The sequence below is a fragment of the Vreelandella sp. EE27 genome, assembly GCF_968206495.1.
Genome location: NZ_OZ309109.1, coordinates 2,548,684 through 2,566,772 on the forward strand (window position 1 = coordinate 2,548,684; position 18,089 = coordinate 2,566,772).

22 protein-coding genes are annotated in these 18,089 nt (G+C 58.6%); 2 read left to right on the forward strand and 20 right to left on the reverse strand.

The features are described from left to right. Positions 1 to 21 precede the first annotated feature (21 nt). From ACWHVV_RS11995 to phaR, 7 genes are all read right to left on the reverse strand, one after another. The gene (locus ACWHVV_RS11995) at positions 22 to 180 is read right to left on the reverse strand and encodes a DUF1328 domain-containing protein (protein ID WP_447893793.1); all 159 of its coding nucleotides are present in this window, start codon (positions 178 to 180) and stop codon (positions 22 to 24) included. 166 nt (positions 181 to 346) lie between these two features. Continuing rightward, entirely contained in the window at positions 347 to 976 is a 630-nt protein-coding gene (locus ACWHVV_RS12000; RefSeq protein ID WP_447926452.1) for a 3-demethoxyubiquinol 3-hydroxylase, read from the reverse strand. A 47-nt stretch (positions 977 to 1,023) separates the two neighbouring features. Then, the gene (locus tag ACWHVV_RS12005; protein ID WP_447926453.1) at positions 1,024 to 1,365 is read right to left on the reverse strand and encodes a histidine triad nucleotide-binding protein; all 342 of its coding nucleotides are present in this window, start codon (positions 1,363 to 1,365) and stop codon (positions 1,024 to 1,026) included. Between the two features lie 129 nt (positions 1,366 to 1,494). Then, positions 1,495 to 2,367, reverse strand: coding sequence for a phosphoribulokinase (locus tag ACWHVV_RS12010; RefSeq protein ID WP_447926454.1), 873 nt, complete (start codon positions 2,365 to 2,367; stop codon positions 1,495 to 1,497). Further along, complete coding sequence (locus tag ACWHVV_RS12015) at positions 2,367 to 2,804, reverse strand: thioesterase family protein (protein WP_447926455.1); 438 nt, start codon at positions 2,802 to 2,804, stop codon at positions 2,367 to 2,369. Before ACWHVV_RS12015 ends, ACWHVV_RS12010 begins: the two co-directional genes overlap by 1 nt. 29 nt (positions 2,805 to 2,833) lie before the next feature. Then, positions 2,834 to 4,126 carry a phosphoribosylamine--glycine ligase gene (purD, locus tag ACWHVV_RS12020; protein ID WP_447926456.1) on the reverse strand — a complete coding sequence of 431 codons (1,293 nt, stop codon included), beginning with the start codon at positions 4,124 to 4,126 and terminating at the stop codon, positions 2,834 to 2,836. A 66-nt stretch (positions 4,127 to 4,192) separates the two neighbouring features. Next, complete coding sequence (phaR, locus tag ACWHVV_RS12025) at positions 4,193 to 4,654, reverse strand: polyhydroxyalkanoate synthesis repressor PhaR (protein ID WP_447926457.1); 462 nt, start codon at positions 4,652 to 4,654, stop codon at positions 4,193 to 4,195. 134 nt (positions 4,655 to 4,788) lie between these two features. Between phaR and ACWHVV_RS12030 the strand changes: the two genes are divergently transcribed. Next, on the forward strand, positions 4,789 to 5,502 hold the full coding sequence (locus ACWHVV_RS12030; protein WP_447926458.1) for a 16S rRNA (uracil(1498)-N(3))-methyltransferase: 714 nt from the start codon (positions 4,789 to 4,791) through the stop codon (positions 5,500 to 5,502). A 91-nt stretch (positions 5,503 to 5,593) separates the two neighbouring features. Here the strand turns inward: ACWHVV_RS12030 and rloA3 are convergent, their stop codons facing one another. From rloA3 to hemH, 11 genes are all read right to left on the reverse strand, one after another. After that, entirely contained in the window at positions 5,594 to 6,145 is a 552-nt protein-coding gene (gene rloA3, locus ACWHVV_RS12035) for a retropepsin-like aspartic peptidase RloA3 (protein WP_447926459.1), read from the reverse strand. A 48-nt stretch (positions 6,146 to 6,193) separates the two neighbouring features. Continuing rightward, positions 6,194 to 7,450, reverse strand: a complete 1,257-nt coding sequence (locus ACWHVV_RS12040; protein ID WP_447926460.1) for a lytic murein transglycosylase — start codon at positions 7,448 to 7,450, stop codon at positions 6,194 to 6,196. Positions 7,451 to 7,547: 97 nt separating this feature from the next. Further along, positions 7,548 to 9,098: a DASH family cryptochrome gene (locus ACWHVV_RS12045; protein WP_447926461.1), complete on the reverse strand. Its 1,551-nt coding sequence runs from the start codon at positions 9,096 to 9,098 to the stop codon at positions 7,548 to 7,550. A 373-nt stretch (positions 9,099 to 9,471) separates the two neighbouring features. Further along, complete coding sequence (gene mnhG, locus ACWHVV_RS12050; protein ID WP_447926462.1) at positions 9,472 to 9,873, reverse strand: monovalent cation/H(+) antiporter subunit G; 402 nt, start codon at positions 9,871 to 9,873, stop codon at positions 9,472 to 9,474. After that, on the reverse strand, positions 9,866 to 10,135 hold the full coding sequence (locus ACWHVV_RS12055; protein ID WP_447529305.1) for a monovalent cation/H+ antiporter complex subunit F: 270 nt from the start codon (positions 10,133 to 10,135) through the stop codon (positions 9,866 to 9,868). Before ACWHVV_RS12055 ends, mnhG begins: the two co-directional genes overlap by 8 nt. Continuing rightward, positions 10,135 to 10,608, reverse strand: a complete 474-nt coding sequence (locus ACWHVV_RS12060) for a Na+/H+ antiporter subunit E (RefSeq protein ID WP_447529306.1) — start codon at positions 10,606 to 10,608, stop codon at positions 10,135 to 10,137. The genes ACWHVV_RS12055 and ACWHVV_RS12060 overlap by 1 nt, the downstream gene beginning before the upstream one ends. Beyond that, the gene (locus ACWHVV_RS12065; RefSeq protein ID WP_447926463.1) at positions 10,605 to 12,146 is read right to left on the reverse strand and encodes a Na+/H+ antiporter subunit D; all 1,542 of its coding nucleotides are present in this window, start codon (positions 12,144 to 12,146) and stop codon (positions 10,605 to 10,607) included. Before ACWHVV_RS12065 ends, ACWHVV_RS12060 begins: the two co-directional genes overlap by 4 nt. Then, entirely contained in the window at positions 12,143 to 12,490 is a 348-nt protein-coding gene (locus ACWHVV_RS12070; RefSeq protein ID WP_447926464.1) for a Na+/H+ antiporter subunit C, read from the reverse strand. The genes ACWHVV_RS12065 and ACWHVV_RS12070 overlap by 4 nt, the downstream gene beginning before the upstream one ends. A gap of 18 nt (positions 12,491 to 12,508) precedes the next feature. After that, on the reverse strand, positions 12,509 to 12,940 hold the full coding sequence (locus ACWHVV_RS12075; RefSeq protein ID WP_447529309.1) for a Na+/H+ antiporter subunit B: 432 nt from the start codon (positions 12,938 to 12,940) through the stop codon (positions 12,509 to 12,511). Further along, on the reverse strand, positions 12,933 to 15,281 hold the full coding sequence (locus tag ACWHVV_RS12080; RefSeq protein WP_447926465.1) for a putative monovalent cation/H+ antiporter subunit A: 2,349 nt from the start codon (positions 15,279 to 15,281) through the stop codon (positions 12,933 to 12,935). Before ACWHVV_RS12080 ends, ACWHVV_RS12075 begins: the two co-directional genes overlap by 8 nt. A 205-nt stretch (positions 15,282 to 15,486) precedes the next feature. Next, positions 15,487 to 16,569: a ferrochelatase gene (hemH, locus tag ACWHVV_RS12085; RefSeq protein ID WP_447926466.1), complete on the reverse strand. Its 1,083-nt coding sequence runs from the start codon at positions 16,567 to 16,569 to the stop codon at positions 15,487 to 15,489. A 202-nt stretch (positions 16,570 to 16,771) separates the two neighbouring features. On the opposite strand from hemH, the gene ACWHVV_RS12090 reads away from it, so the two are divergent. After that, on the forward strand, positions 16,772 to 17,176 hold the full coding sequence (locus ACWHVV_RS12090; RefSeq protein WP_447926467.1) for a thiol-disulfide oxidoreductase DCC family protein: 405 nt from the start codon (positions 16,772 to 16,774) through the stop codon (positions 17,174 to 17,176). Positions 17,177 to 17,200: 24 nt separating this feature from the next. On the opposite strand, the gene ACWHVV_RS12095 is transcribed toward ACWHVV_RS12090, so the two are convergent. After that, positions 17,201 to 17,503, reverse strand: a complete 303-nt coding sequence (locus ACWHVV_RS12095) for a DUF6482 family protein (RefSeq protein ID WP_447529313.1) — start codon at positions 17,501 to 17,503, stop codon at positions 17,201 to 17,203. Positions 17,504 to 17,702: 199 nt separating this feature from the next. Beyond that, the gene (locus ACWHVV_RS12100) at positions 17,703 to 17,999 is read right to left on the reverse strand and encodes a hypothetical protein (RefSeq protein ID WP_447529314.1); all 297 of its coding nucleotides are present in this window, start codon (positions 17,997 to 17,999) and stop codon (positions 17,703 to 17,705) included. Positions 18,000 to 18,089 lie beyond the last annotated feature (90 nt).

The following is an 18,089-nucleotide window of genomic DNA, read 5'->3' on the forward strand; positions in this document are numbered from 1 at the left end:
TTTATACCTGCACCCGGCACGCTATCGGCGCCGGCCGGTAAACAGCGAAACGAGAAAAAGGATCAAAAAGAGTACGAACAGTACCTGGGCAATCGTAGAGGCCACCCCGGCAATGCCGGAAAACCCGAGTACCCCGGCGATGATCGCGATAATCAAAAAAAGCAGTGCGTTACCCAGCATTTTACGTCTCCTTTATTGCGGTGCCTTCCAACCGGCTTGCATCCCTGAAGCCGCCGCTCGCGCCAGCGGGTGCCTATGCGTTTTTTAACGTAGCCTGGTTGAGCCACGTTAAAGCGTATGCTCATACTCTTTAGAATTGGCCAACCAGTGCGGTTCGTCAAGCCGTTCAGGTATAGCGCGCCTTTTTGAGCGACGTAGTGCCCAGCAACCCCATCCCCCACTTGAGAGGCGCGGGAAAGCGCATACCGCCCGCTTCGATCGCCAACTGGGCGTGGTGGGTGTTGTCGGAGGCAACCTGGCGTATAAGCGTGCGGGAGCGATGATCCTCGGCGGGCAGATACGCCATTTGCTCGGTCACTTGACGGCCGATCAGCTCCTTGGCCGCCGCTACCATGCCGAGTCCGAAGCGGTCGTTGATCAAACCGGTCATGATCCCAAGCCCCACGCCGGCCCCATAGTAAACCGGCGTAAAGTAGCTGGTGCGGCTTTCGAGTTGCTCGAGACGCTGCTGGCACCACGCAAGATGATCGATTGCCTCGCGCTGGGAGTGATCGATTTGCTGGCGCGCTTTGGGCAGCATAATAAGCCCTACCTGCCCTTGGCATAGCCCCTGAACCCCGGCGGTGGCCACATGCAACACCCGTAGCGTACTGGCCGCGTGGCGACGCTCCAGCTCGCTAAGCGCCGCCTCGGGGGTCAAAGCCGAGGGATTGGCGCGCTGCGCTCCCTGGGTATTGGGAATCAGCGTGCGCAGCGCGCTATCGAAATGTGAAATAAACCGATCCGATCGGCTCAAGTGGCGTTCCCGCATTGGCATGACCTCGTTTGATCCCGTCGCGCGCGTTAACCGGCCGGCCAGGTAAACTGCCGTCCGCCCATTAAATGCATATGGATATGATAGACCGTCTGCCCGCCCATGGCGTTGCAGTTCATCACCACGCGGTAGCCGTCCTCAGCAAACCCCTGCTCTTTGGCCAAGCGAGCCGCGGTGTATTGAAGCCGCCCGACGACGGCCAGGTGATCCGGCTCGATATCGTTCAAGGTGGCGATATGCTGTTTGGGAATGATCAGTTGATGGGTGGGCGCCTTGGGGTCGATATCGTTGAACGCCAACACGTGCTCGTCTTCATAAACGATATCGGCAGGTATTTCGCGATTGATGATCTTGCAGAAAAGACACTCCATGACGTGCTCCTGTTATTCGTTGACTGTGTTGTTGGCTGGCTATGTTGTTCGTTGACTATGTGGTTCGCGGCCAGGTTGATTGACTGACGTATTGAACGATGAGACGTCGCTAACGAACCATGCGCCTGCTTAGCGAAAGCGCCGCTGTGCCAGCAAATGACGCAGCAGTGGTGCCAAAATGAGCTCCATGGCAAGCGCCAGCCTCGCCCCGGGCACTACCAAGGTGTGCGGGCGCGTCATGAAGGCGTCCTTGATCATGGCTAAAAGCCAAGGGAAGTCCACCGTGGAAGGGTCGCGAAAGCGAATCACCACGAAGGACTCCGCGTCGGTGGGAATATCCTGCACCTCGAAAGGGTTGGAGGTATCCACCGTGGGTACGCGCTGGAAATTGATGTGCGTGCGCGAAAACTGCGGCTGAATATAGCGAACGTAGTCGTCCATACGCCCCAGGATCGTATCGATCACCGCCTCCTGAGAGTAGCCACGCAGCTTGGTATCGCGGTCGATCTTTTGAATCCACTCGAGATTCATGGTGGGCGCCACGCCGATCAAAAGGTCGGCATGGCGAGCGATATCGTACTCCGGCGTTACCAGGCCACCGTGCAACCCCTCGTAGAAAAGCAGATCCGTTCCGCAGGGTAGCGACTGCCACTCGGTAAAGGTACCGACGCGGTAACCGGCCTCGATCTTCTGCTTGTCTTCGGCGTGGATATAATGACGAAAGGTGCCCGAGCCGTGCTCGCCGTACTCGGCGAAAAGCCCCTCCAGGCGGTCGAGCAAATTGGCCTCGACGGCAAAGTGCGAGAGCTCGTCCTTGCGGTCCGGCTCTTCGCGGAAGATACGCTGCAGGTCGTCACGGGTATAGCGGTGAAAAGCGTCGCCGTCGACGATCGCCGCGTGGATATCCTCGCGCAAAAACATGCGCTCGAAGCTTCGCCGGACCGTGGTCGTGCCCGCCCCGGACGAGCCGGTGATCGCAATAATCGGATACTCACGCGACATTAGAGACCTCGGGCATGGGCGAGCGCACGCTTGACCTCTGCGGGCACCTCGACGGTTTGCCGGGCGGCCGTATCGACCAGCATCAGCGTGAGTTTGGCCGTCGCGACGCGCTGGTCTTGCGCATTCAAAACCCGGTGATAAACCACAAGGGCCTTGCCTTCGGGCTCGGGAACGGCGGTTTCGATCGAAAGCACCTCGGGGAAGCACGCCTCACGCTGGTACAATACGGTCAAATCAGCCACGACACTTGGATAGCCCGCCAGATCCCACTCCGGAAACCCAAGCGCGGCCAACGCCTGGGCGCGCGCCTCGGCGATCAGCCCCACCAGCGCATCGTGGCCCAGGTGACGGCCGTAGTTCATGTCCGTAATGCGCACCGACAAGGAGTGGCGGTGAATAATCGCTGCCTCAGGAAAATCCAGCGTGACGCGCTCCATAGCTCACTCCTTGATAAACGGCTGTAAAATTAGCGTGACTGCTCGCGTGCGATGGCCCGGTGCGCAATATCGCGACGATACTCGACATCTTGCCAGTGAATCTGCTCGACGCCCAGATAGGCCTTTGCCTGGGCTTCCAGCACGCTCTCGCCAAGCGCTGTGACGCACAGCACACGCCCACCGGCGGTGGTGATTTCATCCTGCTCATTTTGCGCGGTACCGGCGTGGAAGACCTTGCAGTGTCGCGTATCCGCTTCGTCAAGCCCGGTAATGACATCCCCCTTGCGGTAGCTATCGGGGTAGCCGCCCGCGGCCATCACAACGCCCACCGCAGCGCGGCTGTCCCAGTGGCACTCAAAACCGGCCAACTCGCCTTTCGCCCCGGCCAAACAAAGCGCGGCGAAGTCAGAGGTCAAGCGCATCATGATTGGCTGGGTTTCCGGGTCACCGAAGCGGCAGTTGTACTCGATCACTTTCGGGTTGCCGGCCTCGTCGATCATAAGGCCCGCGTACAAAAACCCGGTGTAGGCGTTGCCCTCATCGCGCATGCCGCGCACCGTGGGCAAAATCACCTGCTCCATGATTCGCGCGTCGATCTCCGGTGTGACCACCGGCGCCGGCGAGTAGGCTCCCATGCCGCCGGTATTCGGGCCGGTATCGCCGTCGAAGGCACGCTTATGATCCTGGCTGGTGGCCATGGGTACGACGTTCTCGCCGTCGACCATGACGATAAAGCTCGCTTCTTCGCCCTCGAGAAACTCCTCGATGACCACCCGCGCGCCGGCATCACCGAAGGCATTGGCTTCGAGCATATCGCGAACCGCCGCCTTGGCTTCCGCCTCGCTCATGGCAACGATCACACCCTTGCCCGCGGCCAGGCCGTCGGCCTTGATGACGATCGGTGCGCCGACCTCGGCCAGGTAGTCGAGCGCGTCGTCGACCCGGGTAAAGGTTTGATAGGCAGCGGAAGGGATTTGATGGCGGGCGAGGAAATCCTTGGTGAAGGATTTGGAGCCTTCGAGCTGAGCCGCCGCCTGGGTGGGGCCGAAAATGGCAAGCCCGGCCTGTTGAAAGCGGTCCACCACGCCAATGACCAGTGGCGCCTCGGGCCCCACGACGGTCAGCGCGATGTTTTCACGCTGGGCAAACGCCAGCAGGCCATCGATATCGGTGGCTTCGATGGCCACGTTTTCAAGCGAGGGTTCCCGGGCGGTCCCCGCATTGCCGGGCGCGACGAACACCTTCGTTACCTGTGCCGACTGCGCGAGTTTCCACGCCAGGGCGTGCTCTCGCCCGCCGCCACCTATCATCAAAACGTTCATGTCTTTCCTTATCGAGCGGATGCGTTACCTGGGCGCATTATGCCACAGCAAACCTGTAGCGTGGCGCTAGGAGCGCTCGTTATCATTGTCGTCATCCGCTGGCCCTGGCTTATTCAGCGCGCTTTGCCAAAAACGCATGTTCTCCTCGGCAAGTTCGCGCATTAGCTCCATGGGCGAGTTTTTGAGTGCTTGCTGCCACTGGTTTTGCATCCGCTTTTGCTGCTGCAGCATCAGTTGAGTGCCCTGCTCCAGATAGCGCGACAGCGGCAGCGGCGACGACATATCGTAGACACGGATCAGCTGCGCTAAAAGATCGTTGGAAAAAACCTCGGAATCATTATCGGCCTGCTCCTGTTCGATGATGATCGATAGCAGAATCGTCCGCGTCAGGTCCTCACCGCTTTTGGCGTCCTCGACGCGGAATGGCTCTTCGTCGATAATCAACCGCCGCAGGTCTTCAAGCGTTACGTACCGGCTTTGCTGAGTATCGTACAATCGCCGGTTGGCATATTTGCGAATCACGCGCACAGCGCATCTCCTTAAACGCGGTAAAGGCTTTTGCCGCCGTTGCTGTTATTGTGCCTGCAACGCGCACGCATGCAAGCCAAGTGAGGCGACAACCTGCACTCGGCGCTTTATCCAGTCCTATTTCGATGAGCCCCATGAACCTGATACTGCTTGCCCCCGACGAGCTTGACGCCGACTGGCGCGCTACCCTGACCGACACCCGCCGCCTGGAACACCTGACGCGCGTTCACCGCGCCCAGGTGAACGACGAGTTCACTGTCGGCATGCTCGGCGGTTGCGTAGGCAAGGCGGTGCTTTTGGAACTCGGCGAGAAGCGCGCGGTGTTCAAGGTGACGACGCTTTCGCAAACGCCGCCCCCGCCGCTTCCCGTTCACCTGGTATTGGCGCTACCACGCCCGCGTATGCTGGCGCGCACCCTGGAGCACGTGACGGCGCTGGGGGTCAAACACCTCACCCTGTTGCACACGAAGCGCGTAGAAAAAAGCTACTGGCAGTCGCCGGAACTCACACCGGACAAAATACATCAGCACCTCATTCTAGGCCTGGAGCAAACCCAGGATACGATCCTGCCAGAAATCTCGCTGGCTAAAGGGTTTAGGCCTTTTCTGGAAGACCGGTTGCCGACGCTTTTGGCCGAGCACCACGGCCTTTTGGCCCATCCGGGCATGACCAACGCCTGCCCACGAGGCGTTACCGACCCAACGCTTTTGCTGGTCGGCCCGGAAGGCGGGTTCATACCCTGGGAGGTCGAAAAACTGCTGGAGGCAGGCTGCGAGGGGATCCATTTGGGCCCTCGCATCCTGCGGGTGGAGACCGCCGTGACGGCGCTACTTTCGAAGCTTTTTTAGCGCAACGCCTATGCGCCTCAGTACCGGCCAAGCGAGGCGCCTGGCCGGTACTTCTGGTATCTACTGCATAACGCTTACGCTGCAGATGCCTTTACTCCTCGTCTTCGCTGGGGTCGTGGGCCACGTACTCGGCGTCATCACCGCAATTCGGGCTCTGCAGGAAGGTGTTATCGACATCGAGAAGCCCCAGATGGCCAATGCTGCGCCGGCCCAACAGCATGGGATAGTTCATTTCATCACGGTCGCGAAGGCTAAACTGCTCTTCATAGATCGTATCCCCCATGCAGATATCCAGCAGCACGACCGGACGGTCATCCTTACCGCCAGCGCCGCGCACGGTCAGCTCGCGATACAGCGGGCGCTCGATCTCATCGCTAAACGTGTCGCCGCTTTGCTGGTCCTCTAGCTGCAAACGAAAGCGCACCCAGTCCTCATCGTCTTTTTCAAAAAGCTCGATATCCCGGGCATCAAGCGAAGACGTCAAGGCGCCGCTATCGAGCTTCGCCTTCACCGTAATATCCCAGGAGTCGATCAGCGCATTTTCGACCCAGCCGTATACTTTACGCTCATCGGCCAAGGCACTGGTACTGGCCAGTACCGCGCCCGTAATGGCGAAAACGCTCACTTTTTTAAAAAAAGCCATGCTCATTGCCTGTCATCCTTGAGTAAAAATTACCGTACTGCGCCGCCGTTAGCGAAGGCGCTCCAGCAGCGACTGCGTGGCGAAACCATCCGGCGTCAAGCCTTGGTCGCGCTGAAAGGTGCGCAGACCACTTTGCGTGTTGGGCCCCATGATGCCGTCCGGCGTTCCGACCGAGTAGCCAGCCGCGTTGAGCCGCTGCTGGAGGGTTCTGACATCGTCCCGGGTCAAAGGTGCCTCATCCCGCGGCCAGGACTGACTAATACCCGCGCGCCCGGCGATGGCGTCGCTCAGCGTTCCCACCGCGAGGGCGTAGCTGGTAGCGTTGTTGTAACGCAGGATCGAACGGAAGTTGGGCCCGACTAAAAACGCGGGGCCCTGAGCACCTGCCGGCACGATGATCGCCCCGCTGTCGAAGTCCGGCAGTTCGCCGTTGACCGCACGCACGCCCTGGCTTGCCCATTCGCTCGTCGAGCGACGCTCGGTTTGCGCGTAGTCGAAATCATTGGGCAGGATCACCTCGCGCCCCCAAGGCTTACCGGGTTGCCAGTTGGCCTTGGCAAGGTAGTTGGCGGTGGAGGCCATGACGTCGGGGATGCTGCCCCAGATATCGCGGCGGCCATTGTTGTCACCATCGACGGCGTAGGCTTCAAAGCTCGAAGGAATAAACTGGGTATGGCCCATGGCCCCGGCCCAGGAACCTTTCATCTGCTCGGCGGAAATATCGCCTTGATCGATAATACGCAGCGCGGCAAGTAGCTCGTTGCGGGCGAACTCGCGACGGCGGCCGTCGAAGGCCAGGGTGGCGAGTGCTTCGAGGGTGGAGAAATCGCCAAAGTTGCTGCCGTAATTGCTCTCTATGCCCCAGATGGCCACGATGATCTCGGCGGGCACGCCAAAACGGCTCTGCATCTGATCGGCGGTTTGGCGATGCGCCTGGAGCTTTTCCCGCCCATTGCTTATCCGCGCATCGGAGACGGCGGAGTCCAGATAGGCCCAAATGGGCCGAACGAACTCCGGCTGGTAACGGTCGAGTTCGATGACCCGCTCGCGGTAGCGCAAACCGTCGAAAGCCTCTGACAGCGTCGCCTCGCTAATGCCCTGGGTGCGCGCGTAGCGGCGAAAATCCTCGCGCCACTGGTTAAAGTTGGCTGCGCTTAGCTGCTGGGCCCCGCGCGCATCCACTTCGCTCATTAGCTGCAGGTTCGCTTGAACGGGTGCCGCGGCCAGCAAACCACCCAAGGCCAGGCTTAGCGCGCCTACGTGCAGACCTCGATAGCCTGCTAATATATTAAATTTCAACGACATAGTATCGATCTCCAGGCAATCCTTGGCAGAGATCGATAATGGCCTGGATTGGCAGCACTTACCAGCTAATGAAGTCAACGAAAGCCGCTGATATCCCCTACTCTTCGGCTTCTTCAGGCTCTTCTACGGGCTGGCGGGTCTGGGTAGCCTGTTTTTCCAATGAGCGGGTCAGCCTGGTCTCGGTATCAGAGACTTCTTTGCGACCCTCATCGGATTTCAACGGCTCTTTGGGCTCAAAAGCACTTGGCACGGGTTCGTCAAGCAACCACCGGCTCCACTCACGGGGTGACACACAGGGTGGCTCGAACGTCTGCGGCGCGCAGCGCCACGGCTGGTGGCGTTTCGCGCTGAGTTCGAAGGATGCAAGCTCAGGCAGCCAATGCGCGACGTAAAGCCCTTTGGGGTCGTAGTGCCTAGCTTGTTTGAGCACGTTGAAGTAGCGGTCCTTGCGCCCATCCCGGCCGGTACCGGCAAGATGGCTCCAGTTGCCCCAATTATTGGCCGCATCGTAATCGACCAGGCAGTGCTCGAACCACCAGGCGCCTAGGCGCCAGTCGACGCCGAGATCCTTGATCAGAAAACTGGCCACGTTTTGGCGCGCACGGCTGGAAATCCATCCGGTTTTACTCAGCTCGAGCATGGCGGCGTCGATGAACGGCACGCCGGTACTCGCTTCACGCCAAAGGTCGAATTTGTCGCAGGGTTCGGGCAGCGTTTCACTGCCAAAAAGCCGGGCCTTTTCCACCTGAGCGTTGCGATGGAAGTAGTCGCGCCAGAGAAGTTCGAACACGATCCACTGACTCGATTCGGTCGCGCCGTTCACCTCCTCCCAGGCCTTGATCTCCTTATAGACCTGACGCGCCGAAAGACAGCCGCGAGCAAGCCAGGGGGCGAACCGGGTCGAGAAGTTGGCGCCCAAAAGGCCGTTACGTGTCTTTTTATAGGACTCGGCGCCGCTTTGCTGCCAAAGATACTGGTTGAGACGGCTAAGGGCCGCCGTTTCACCGCCTACGAAATTGAATCCCTGGCGGTCATCTGGCTGCCAAAAAGCGCTCTGTTCGCTTACAGCGTGAAGCGGTGGAAAGCCGCGAGAGGCATTTTCGGGCCAGCCTGGCAGCGTAAAGGGGGCGTCGAGCGCTTCCGCGACCTCCCAGTTTTTTTCCAGGCGCTGGCGGAATGCCGAGAAACTGGCAGGCATATCTTCCAGTGCGAAGGGAAGCGCCTGCTGGTCGAAAAGATAGCCACTTTCCATGCATTCAAGCACGCTGGGTGAAGGCAACGACTCGGCCACGCGGCTGATGTGCTCAGCCTCTTCGTAACCCGAGTGTGTCGCTACCCTTACACTGCGCGCCTGATAGTCACTGGCAAGTTTTACGACCGTTGAGGCCGGGTCGCCGATACGTACTAGAAGGTCGCTTCCGCGCTGCAAGAGTTCGCCGCGAAGCTCCATCAGGCTTTGCCATATGAAACGCAGCCGCGCAGCCCCCAAGCGCGGCGTTTGCTCACCGGCAAGGCAGGGTTCGAGCAAGCGCTCATCCAACACGTAGAGGCAGATAAGCTGATCCGGCCGCGCGTCGAATCTTAATAGCGGGTTATCCGCCACGCGCAGATTGTCGTGTAGCCAAACAATATCGGTCGTTAAATTCATGTCAGGTGCCTCCTAAGCGTGCTCTGCTGGCTGGGTGTGCATGGGCGGCGTGATCCGCTGTAGCGCGCCAAACAGCTTGGCGTCCATTACGACTTCATGTATGGATGCGGGCATAGAACGCGGTCATCGTGGGCTTAATAACCAGATCCGGGGCATATCTATGGAGTGTCTCGACCCTGTCAAACGTAATAGCTGAACAGGTTATCTTGTACAATACTATTATTGTACATGGACAGTGTCCATGTTTTTTCGCTTTGGGTCAATTGAATACAAAAAAACCGCTCCATAAGAAGCGGTTTCATTCATTAACACAAGTTAATTTAAAAATTATAATTTCATCTTTTTACGTTGGCATCAAACCGGCACTGGCGGGTCAGGGGTCGCTGGCGCGAGGTGGCCGCTTGGCATTTTCCTGGGTTTCCAGCCCGCTTTTGAGCTCGTGGGTCAACGGATCGTAATTGGGTTTGAGCTCGTCCTTGACGGTGCCACTCCAGAGTTTGGAGCCCACGAAATAGCCCGCACGGCCGATAACGTGGGCAGCCACTGGTGCGGTCATGAGAATGAACAGGATAATCGCAAAGGATCGCGCCACCACCCCCACCTCGGCAAAGTGCATGGCCGCCGCCAGCATGATCAGTATCACGCCCAGCGCGGCGGCCTTGGTGGTGGCGTGCATACGGGTCAAAAGATCCGGCAGGCGCAAAAGCCCGATCGCGGCCAGTAGGATAAACAGCGAGCCCCCCAGCAGCAGCGTTGCTTTTATGACATCAATCATCCCGCGGCCCTCCTCTTTCCAAAAAGCGGGCGAAGCCGATCGCGGCAAGAAAGCCCATCAGCGCGATCACGATGGCGGCGTCCAGAAAACTGGCCACTTCGGACTGAACGGCATAAACCCCCACCAGCCCCACCACCGTGGTCGAGAATAGTTCCAGCGCTACGACGCGATCCGGCAGGCTCGGCCCGCGTACCACGCGTACGAAGGTAAGCACCAGCGCCAGCCCCATGATGACCTGGCTAATTAAAATGACGGTACTCATTAGCGAAATAGCTCCAGTGCGCGGTGCTCCATCTCTTTGAGGTTGCGCCGCAGCTCGTCCTCGTCGTCGAGGAACATGGCGTGAATATACAGCACCCGCCGGTCGTCGGAGACGTCCAGGCTCAGGGTTCCCGGGGTCAGCGAGATAAGGTTCGCCACCATGGTGATTTCCATCTCCGTGCGCGCCGACAGCGGCATGGCGATCACACCGGGCTTCATGTGCCAGGGCGGCGTCAAAATATCGAACCCGACGCGCAGGTTCGCCTGGATGAGTTCCTTGATGAAAAACCCGAGAAAGCGAATGATGCGCGGGATGCGCGCGGGATAGCCCTTGAGCGCATCGACCTGGTGCTCGATCAGCACCAGCGCAATATAACCAAAGATCATCCCCACCAGCAGATTGAGGCCGGTGAAGTCGCCGCTCAGCAGCACCCAGGCAAGGCCCAGCAGCAAATTCCAAATCGCACCGGTCATGGCAATTCCTCCCCAAGCGCGCCGCCCAATACGGCGTCCACATAGCCTGCCGGGTTGAAGAGCTGCTCGCCGATAATCGTCATGACCTGCATGATCGGTTCGGCGAAGAGACCGATGGCAAGCGACATGAACGCCAACACGATCACGGGCAGATACATGATCCAAAGACTTGGCTTGAGAAGTCGCCCGTCATCGCCCACGGGCGTTTGCGCCGCGGGCACCTCGTTATCCTCGGGAAGCGCTTTCCAGAAGACCTCGTTCCAGATTTTCACCATGGAGTAGAGCGTCATCAGCCCCACCGCCAGCGCAATCCCGGTGGCCACATACGCCTCGGCCTCGAGGCCTGCTCGAATGAGCACGAACTTGGCAAAAAAGCCGGAAAGCGGTGGTATACCCGCCAGCGAAAAGGCTGAGACGAAAAACGCCACCGCAAGCCCAGGCGACTGGCGGTAAAGCCCGCCCATCTTCTTGAGCTGGTAAGTGCCCTGCAGCCGGTGGGTGATACCGCTAATCAAAAACAGATTCGTCTTCACCACGATGTTATGCATGATCGCGAACACCCCGCCGGCGATGGCCAGCGGCGTAAATATCGCCAGCCCGAGAATCATGTAGCCGATCTGGCTGACGATATGAAAGGACAAAATGCGGCGGAATTCGTACTGCGCAGCGGCGCCCAGCACCCCGGTCACCATGGTCAGCACCGCCCCCCACAGCATGATGTCCTGCAAGTAGCCCATGGTTTGATCGAATATCAAGGTAAAAACGCGAAACAGCGAGTACACCCCCACCTTGGTCAAAAGACCGGCAAACAGCGCCGACACCGCCACGGGCGGGGTGTGATACGAAGCGGGCAGCCAGAAGAACAGCGGAAAGGCGGCGGCCTTGATGCCAAAGGCGACCATGAACATCACCGCCAGCACCTCGACCATGCCTGAATGCTCGAGCTGCTCGATGCGCACGGCGATATCGGCCATGTTGAGCGTGCCCACGGTGCCGTACAAAAGCCCGATGGCGGTCAAAAAGATCACCGAGGCCAAAAGATTAAGGGTCACGTACTTGATCGCCCCCTCCATCTGCGCGCGCTCCCCGCCCAAAATCAGCAGTGCGAAGGACGCCACCAGCATGACCTCGAACCAGACATAGAGGTTGAAGATATCGCCGGTCAAAAACGCGCCGGCCACCCCCGCCAGCAGCAGGTGCATCAACGGGTAGTAGCCGAATTTTTCGTGGCCGCGCCCGGTCGAAGCCAGCGAATAGACACCCATGGCCAGGCCGATGATACCGGTCATCAGAATCATCACCGCGCTGAGCATATCGGCGATGAGCGTAATACCGAACGGCGCCGGCCAACTGCCCATCTGCATGGTCACGTAGCCGTCATTCAAGACAGACACGAACAGCCAAAGGCTTACGACCAGTAAGGCAACGTTACCCGCCACGGCAAGAAAGCGCTGCATCGGGCGCGAGCGCCAAAAAAGCAGCGACAGCGCCCCGGACAACAGCGGAAGTAAAACGGGCAGTGCAACTTCAGGCCTCACGTGTCGGTATCCTTCATCTTATCCAGGTCGTCTGCCTTGACGATTTCGTAGGCGCGGCGGATCAATACCACGGCAAAGGCCAGCACGCCAAAGGCGATCACGATGGCGGTTAGTACCACCGCCTGGGGCAGCGGGTCGGCCACTTCGCCAAGCGGCTGAGACATGCCTTCGGGAATAAGCGGCGGCGCGCCGCGGGTCATCCCCGCCGTCGTAAAGATCAAAAGGTTGGCGGCGTTGGACAAAAGCAGCAGCCCAATCACCAGTTTGACGATGGATCGACGTAGCATCATGAATACGGCGGTGGCGTATAAAAGCCCGATCGCCAGGGCCATTATCGGCTCCATAAACGGCCTCCCTGCTCGTTAAGGTTCATCTTTATCCACCTCCATCAATGCCATGACCATACCCACCACCGAGCCCAGCACCGCCAGGTACACACCGACATCGAAAATGAGCGGCGTCGACGCCTTGAACTCGATGATCGGAATGGTCCACCACTGGGCGGTCAAAAAGGGCTGATCGAGAAACCAGGCGGGCACGACGGAAATCATGCCCAGCAACAGCCCGATGCCGATCAAATCCCGCGGGTCCAGCATGCGCAGCACCTCTTTGGTGGCGCTTACGCCAAAGGCAAACAAATACAGCGTAAAGCCCCCCGCCGCCACCAGCCCGGCAATGAAGCCACCGCCGGGTTCGTCGTGGCCGCGCAGCAGTAGAAATACCGAGAACATCAGCTGCAGCGGCATCAAAAAGCGCGCTGCCGTGTTGAGGATGATCGTGCCTGATTTAACCATCGATAGACTCCTTGGCCGCCGCTTTATCGTCACTGGCCTTGGCCTCTTCGGGCGCGGTGTGGCGAAGCTTGAGCATGGCGATCACGCCGATCGCGGCCAGCGCCAGCACGAACATCTCACCCAGCGTATCCAGCGCCCGGTAATCCACCAAAATCACGTTGACGATATTGCGCCCATGCGCCAGTGGCGCGCTGTTCTCCACCATGTAGGTCGAGATCGACTCGAACTGGTCGATACTCCACGCCGTCATGACCAGTAAAAAGATCAATACGCCCATGGCCGTGGCGATCGCGCCGTCGCGCACGCGCTCAAGGCTGGTCGATAGATTGGAAAAGCGCGGTAGCCTGAACAGTACCAGCACCAGCAAAATGACCGTCAGCGTCTCGACGAGCAGCTGCGTAATGCCCAGGTCCGGCGCGCTAAAGAGGATGAAGATCAACGCGATGGAGAAGCCCATGATGCCCACCGAGACCACCGCACCCAGCCGAGAGCGCGAAATGGTCGCGAAGATGGCGCCCATCGCCATGGTGCCCACCACGATGAGCTCGTGAAAGCGTACGTCCAGCTCGAAACTCAAAAGCGGCGTATGGCGCACCAGTAGTGAATAGCCCACCAGCGCGATCAACACCACCAGCATGACCAGAATGTAGTTGCGCATATAGCCGTTTTGCAGAATGCGGGTCTGCCACTCGGAGAAGCGCACGATCGCGTTCATCGCGCCTTCGTAACCCGCCTCTGGTCCGCGCCGCTGGATCGGCGCCAGCACGCTGAGGCGGCCGCGCACGCTGTCCCAGCGTTTGAAGAGCAAAAAGCCCAGCGCCAGACTCACGACCGACAGAATCAGCGCGGCGTTGACGCCGTACCAAAGCGAAAGCGATACCTCGAGGGTTCTTCCCACGATAGCGCTGGCCGCCGCGGTCAAAAGTGCGTCGATGCCGAAAAACGCGGGGGCCAACCCAAAAAACAGCGAGCCAAAGGCGAGCAGCGCCGGGCCGATGAGCATGCTTGGCGGCGCCTCGTGGGGCTCGATGGGCGTCGGCCGATACTTGCCGAAGAACGGGCGCAGCGCGACGATGGCGGCTACGGCGATGGTCATGATCGCCGAGGCGAAAGCAAGCCCCAAAAGCACCGCCTGAAAGCCTTCGGCGCCGAGCACCGCTTCGAGCATCAGCTCCTTGCCGATAAAGCCAAACAACGGCGGCACGCCAGAAAGCGATAGCGCGGTGACGAACGCAATCGTGGCAGTCACCGGCATCACCGTTCGCAACCCGCCCATTTCGGTCACGTCCTTGGTGCCGGTTTCATGGTCCAGAATCCCCGCCACCATGAACAGCGCCCCTTTGTACAGGGAGTGGGCCAGCATGAAGGTGACAAAGGCGGTCATGGCGTAGTCGGTACCAATACCCAACAGCATGGTCAGCGTGCCCAGCGCCATGATGGTGGAGTACGCCAACAGCTTTTTGATATTGGTATGGTGGATCGCCAAAAAGGCGCCGGTAAACATGGTGAACGCGCCTACCAGCGACAGCGTCCACACCCAAAGCTCGGTGCCACCCAGCTCCGGTTGCAGGCGCGCCATCAGGTAGATACCCGCTTTGACCATGGTGGCGGAATGCAGATAGGCCGACACCGGCGAAGGAGCCGCCATAGCGTTGGGTAGCCAGAAGTGAAACGGAAACTGCGCGGACTTGGTGAACGCGCCCAACAAAAGGCAGACCACCATCGGTACATACAGCGCGTGCTCGCGAAGGTCTTCGCTTCCAGCCAGTATCTCGGAGAACGACCAGGACCCACTGGCAATACCCAAAAGCACCAACCCGGCCATTAGCGCAAGCCCGCCCGCCACCGTTACGAACAGGCCTTGCCGTGCGGAGTTACGTGCCTGTAGATCGGTATGGTTAAAGCCGATCAACAGGTACGACGTAATGCTGGTCAGCTCCCAAAACACGAACAACGTCAACAGCCCATCGGCCATGACAAGGCCCAGCATCGACATCATGAACGCCAGCATCGCCACGTGAAAACGCCCGATGTCCGGGCTGCCTTTCAGATAGCCGCCGGCATAAACCAGCACGCAGGTACCGATGATCGTAATCAAAAGACCGAACAGCAGCGATAGGCCATCGATCATGAAGGTCAGGCTGATGCCCAGTGAAGGCACCCATTGCCACTCTAAAAGCAGCGGGCCTTCTGTGACGATGCTGCCCGCCTGACTTAAAAGCCACACCGCGATGGCAGCAGGAAACAGGGCCAGCAAGAAGCTTGTCTGCTGCCCGAACCAGCGGTTCATCAAGGGGGCTGAAGCGGCCAGTAAAAAACCTAGCAAAATGGCGAGCTGCATCTAACGTGTTCTCCCTGAGTGATGCCCAGGACGATGGGCACACATGTCGCGGCGACTCCATTACCGCAGCGTTGAATAACTGTGATACTAAAGGCGTAAACCTTATAACAGCAAGCCGCGGGTTGCCATCGAGCGCCTGCAAGCACGCGCCCGAAAATCTACTTAGCCTGCTAGGTTAATGCTTGAATTTCCTTATATTATTCTCTTAACGCGGCGTTGAAAGCCACCCTCCCAACTCGGTGTTGATCACCTCGACCAGCGCATCGATATGATCGTCGCGATCGTTCAAGCAGGGAATATAACTAAAGGTCTCGCCACCTGCGTGGATAAAGCCATCGCGTATCTCCTCTTCGACCTCCTCGAGGGTTTCAACGCAGTCCGCCGAAAACGCCGGCGAGATAACCGCTATATGCTTGTGCCCCTGGCGGGCAAGTTCGGCCACGTGCTCGACGGTTTGCGGTCCGACCCACTTTTCCGGGCCAAACTGAGACTGAAACGCCGTGTCGATCTCTTCTTTATCGAAGCCAAGGGTTTCGCGCAGTAGCCGCGTGGTTTTCTGGCAGTGGCAGTGGTAGGGGTCACCTTCCAGCAAGTAACGCTCGGGTACGCCGTGGTAGCTTGCCACCAGCTTGCTGGGCCGGGTCGCGAAGCCGCTATACGCCTCTTCTACCGAGTTGGCCAGCGCCCTGAGATAACTCAGGTGGTCAAAGTAGGCGGGGACGGTACGCAGCGCCGGCTGCCACTTCATTTTCATCAGGCTACGAAACGCCTGGTCGTTGGCCGTGGCCGTGGTGGGCGAGCCGTACTGCGGATAAAGCGGAAAGAAAACGATCCGCTCGCACCCCTTCGCTTGCATGGCGTTGAGCACGCTAGGCGTCGACGGATTGCCGTAGCGCATGCAAAAATCCACCTCGACGTCATCGCCGTAAAGCGCCTTCAAACGCCGAGCGATTTTGTCGGTCTGAGCGCGGGTAATAGTCAAAAGCGGGCTTTCGTCGTTTTCCGTGTTCCAGATGCTTTTGTACGCCTTGCCCGAGGCAAAGGGCCGCTTGGTCAAGATGATGGTTTGTAATAACGGCTGCCACTTCCAATCGGCATAGTCCACGACGCGCTTGTCGGACAGAAACTCGTTCAGGTAGCGCCGCATGGACCAGTAGTCGGTGTTATCCGGCGTCCCCAGATTGGCCAGCACCACGCCGACCTTTTTACGCGCCACCGGCGGATGCGACGCCGGTGCGTGCACCAGGCGCCCTTCCCCTGGCTGATCTGTCTGAACGGTCTCATTCATGGCCATCGCTCCTGAAGATTTTTAGTGGCGAAAGCTTACCACTTTTCAGCAAATTCGCGGTATGAAGTTATACTATTAACATTATTTGTATAACTACGGATTCAATTATGTCTAGGCCGAACTCTTTTGCGTAAGCTTCCACTAAAATAGGCCGTGCTACGGTCAGCCCCCTTCACTCAAGGCTATAAAGGCCGGTAACACCATGAAAAATTCTTTCGACGCCGCCAAAAACGCCGCCGCGCCGGTCACGCTTTTTTACGACGGCCGCTGCCCGTTTTGCCAAAAAGAGGTCGCCTGGCTCTCCAAACATCATCATCGTAATAGGGTGGAGCTTGTCGATATTCGCGCGGAAGGTTTCGAACCCATGACTTCGGGGCCGGATTTCGATGCGCTCATGGGGAAGTTGCATGTACTCGACAACAACGGGGCGTGGTATATCGGAATGGATGCGAGCCGGGCCCTCTATTCAGTGTTGGGCTACCGGCGATGGGTCTGGCTTTCCTGCTTACCGGGCCTGCGCGGGGTGATGAATGCAGGCTACCGTTTATTTGCCCGCCACCGTGTACGGCTGGGGCAGTGGTACGAAAAACTCGTTGCGGGTGGGTGAAAAATTAAAGTAGTGCCAAGGGTATTAGAAAACCAGCGGCATCCGCGAGGTGAGTGGCTCACTATAGTGCGCAGCGCGGCCGATCATTTCATCGTGAGGCACGTGCTGAACCAGATAAGCGCGATGAATACCGGCACGCTTCAACTCCAGATAGACATCGTCGAGGGAGCGGAAAAGCATCGGCTTGTTCTGCCGGGTCAGCATGTGGCGGCTGCCTTCGACATCTTCGAGCTCTACCTGATAAAAGCGGCTACCCGAATGGGTAATGACGCGAATTTCGAAGTTATCGGACTCTTCGACGAAGCCCTTGAGTGCGTTTAAATCCATGGATCCTTCCTTTTGTTAGGGGTCATGGGGCACAGCGTGACGCCTCCCCATGACATTATTGTTACCGTACATTGTAACGTTAGCGCAAATTCTCGAACTGCGCTTTTGTCACTGCACCAGGGCGCTAAGACGCCCACCTAACAAAAGAGTTCCTGACCGAATGGTCAAACGCAACCCACGGCCTTTTACGGGTACTGCGCTACTGGTACTGCGAAGGATCGATCGCCTTCCCCAGGGAATTACGGTCGATCCAGTTGCCGCCTTTGGTTTCCTTGTAGCGGAACACGACCTTATCGCCTACGACCACGGGCAGTTCGCCATCTTCGGTTTGATAGCTAAAGGATTCGCCGTTCACCACCAGGTAGTAGCGGTAAAGATCCGGCATGCCCAGCCACTCCTTGAAAGGACCTTCGCGTTCGAGGGACTCGAGCTCCCCGCGCCCTTCCAGCTTGGGAAGACGTTTGCGGTTACCCCGCTTGAAACCACCACCCGCCATGCTGCTACTCCTGTGTTGCTGACATCTGTTTTTCAACATCTGAATTTAACGACCGGCTTTTATATCGGCGGTCTTTAAACTTTTAGTAAA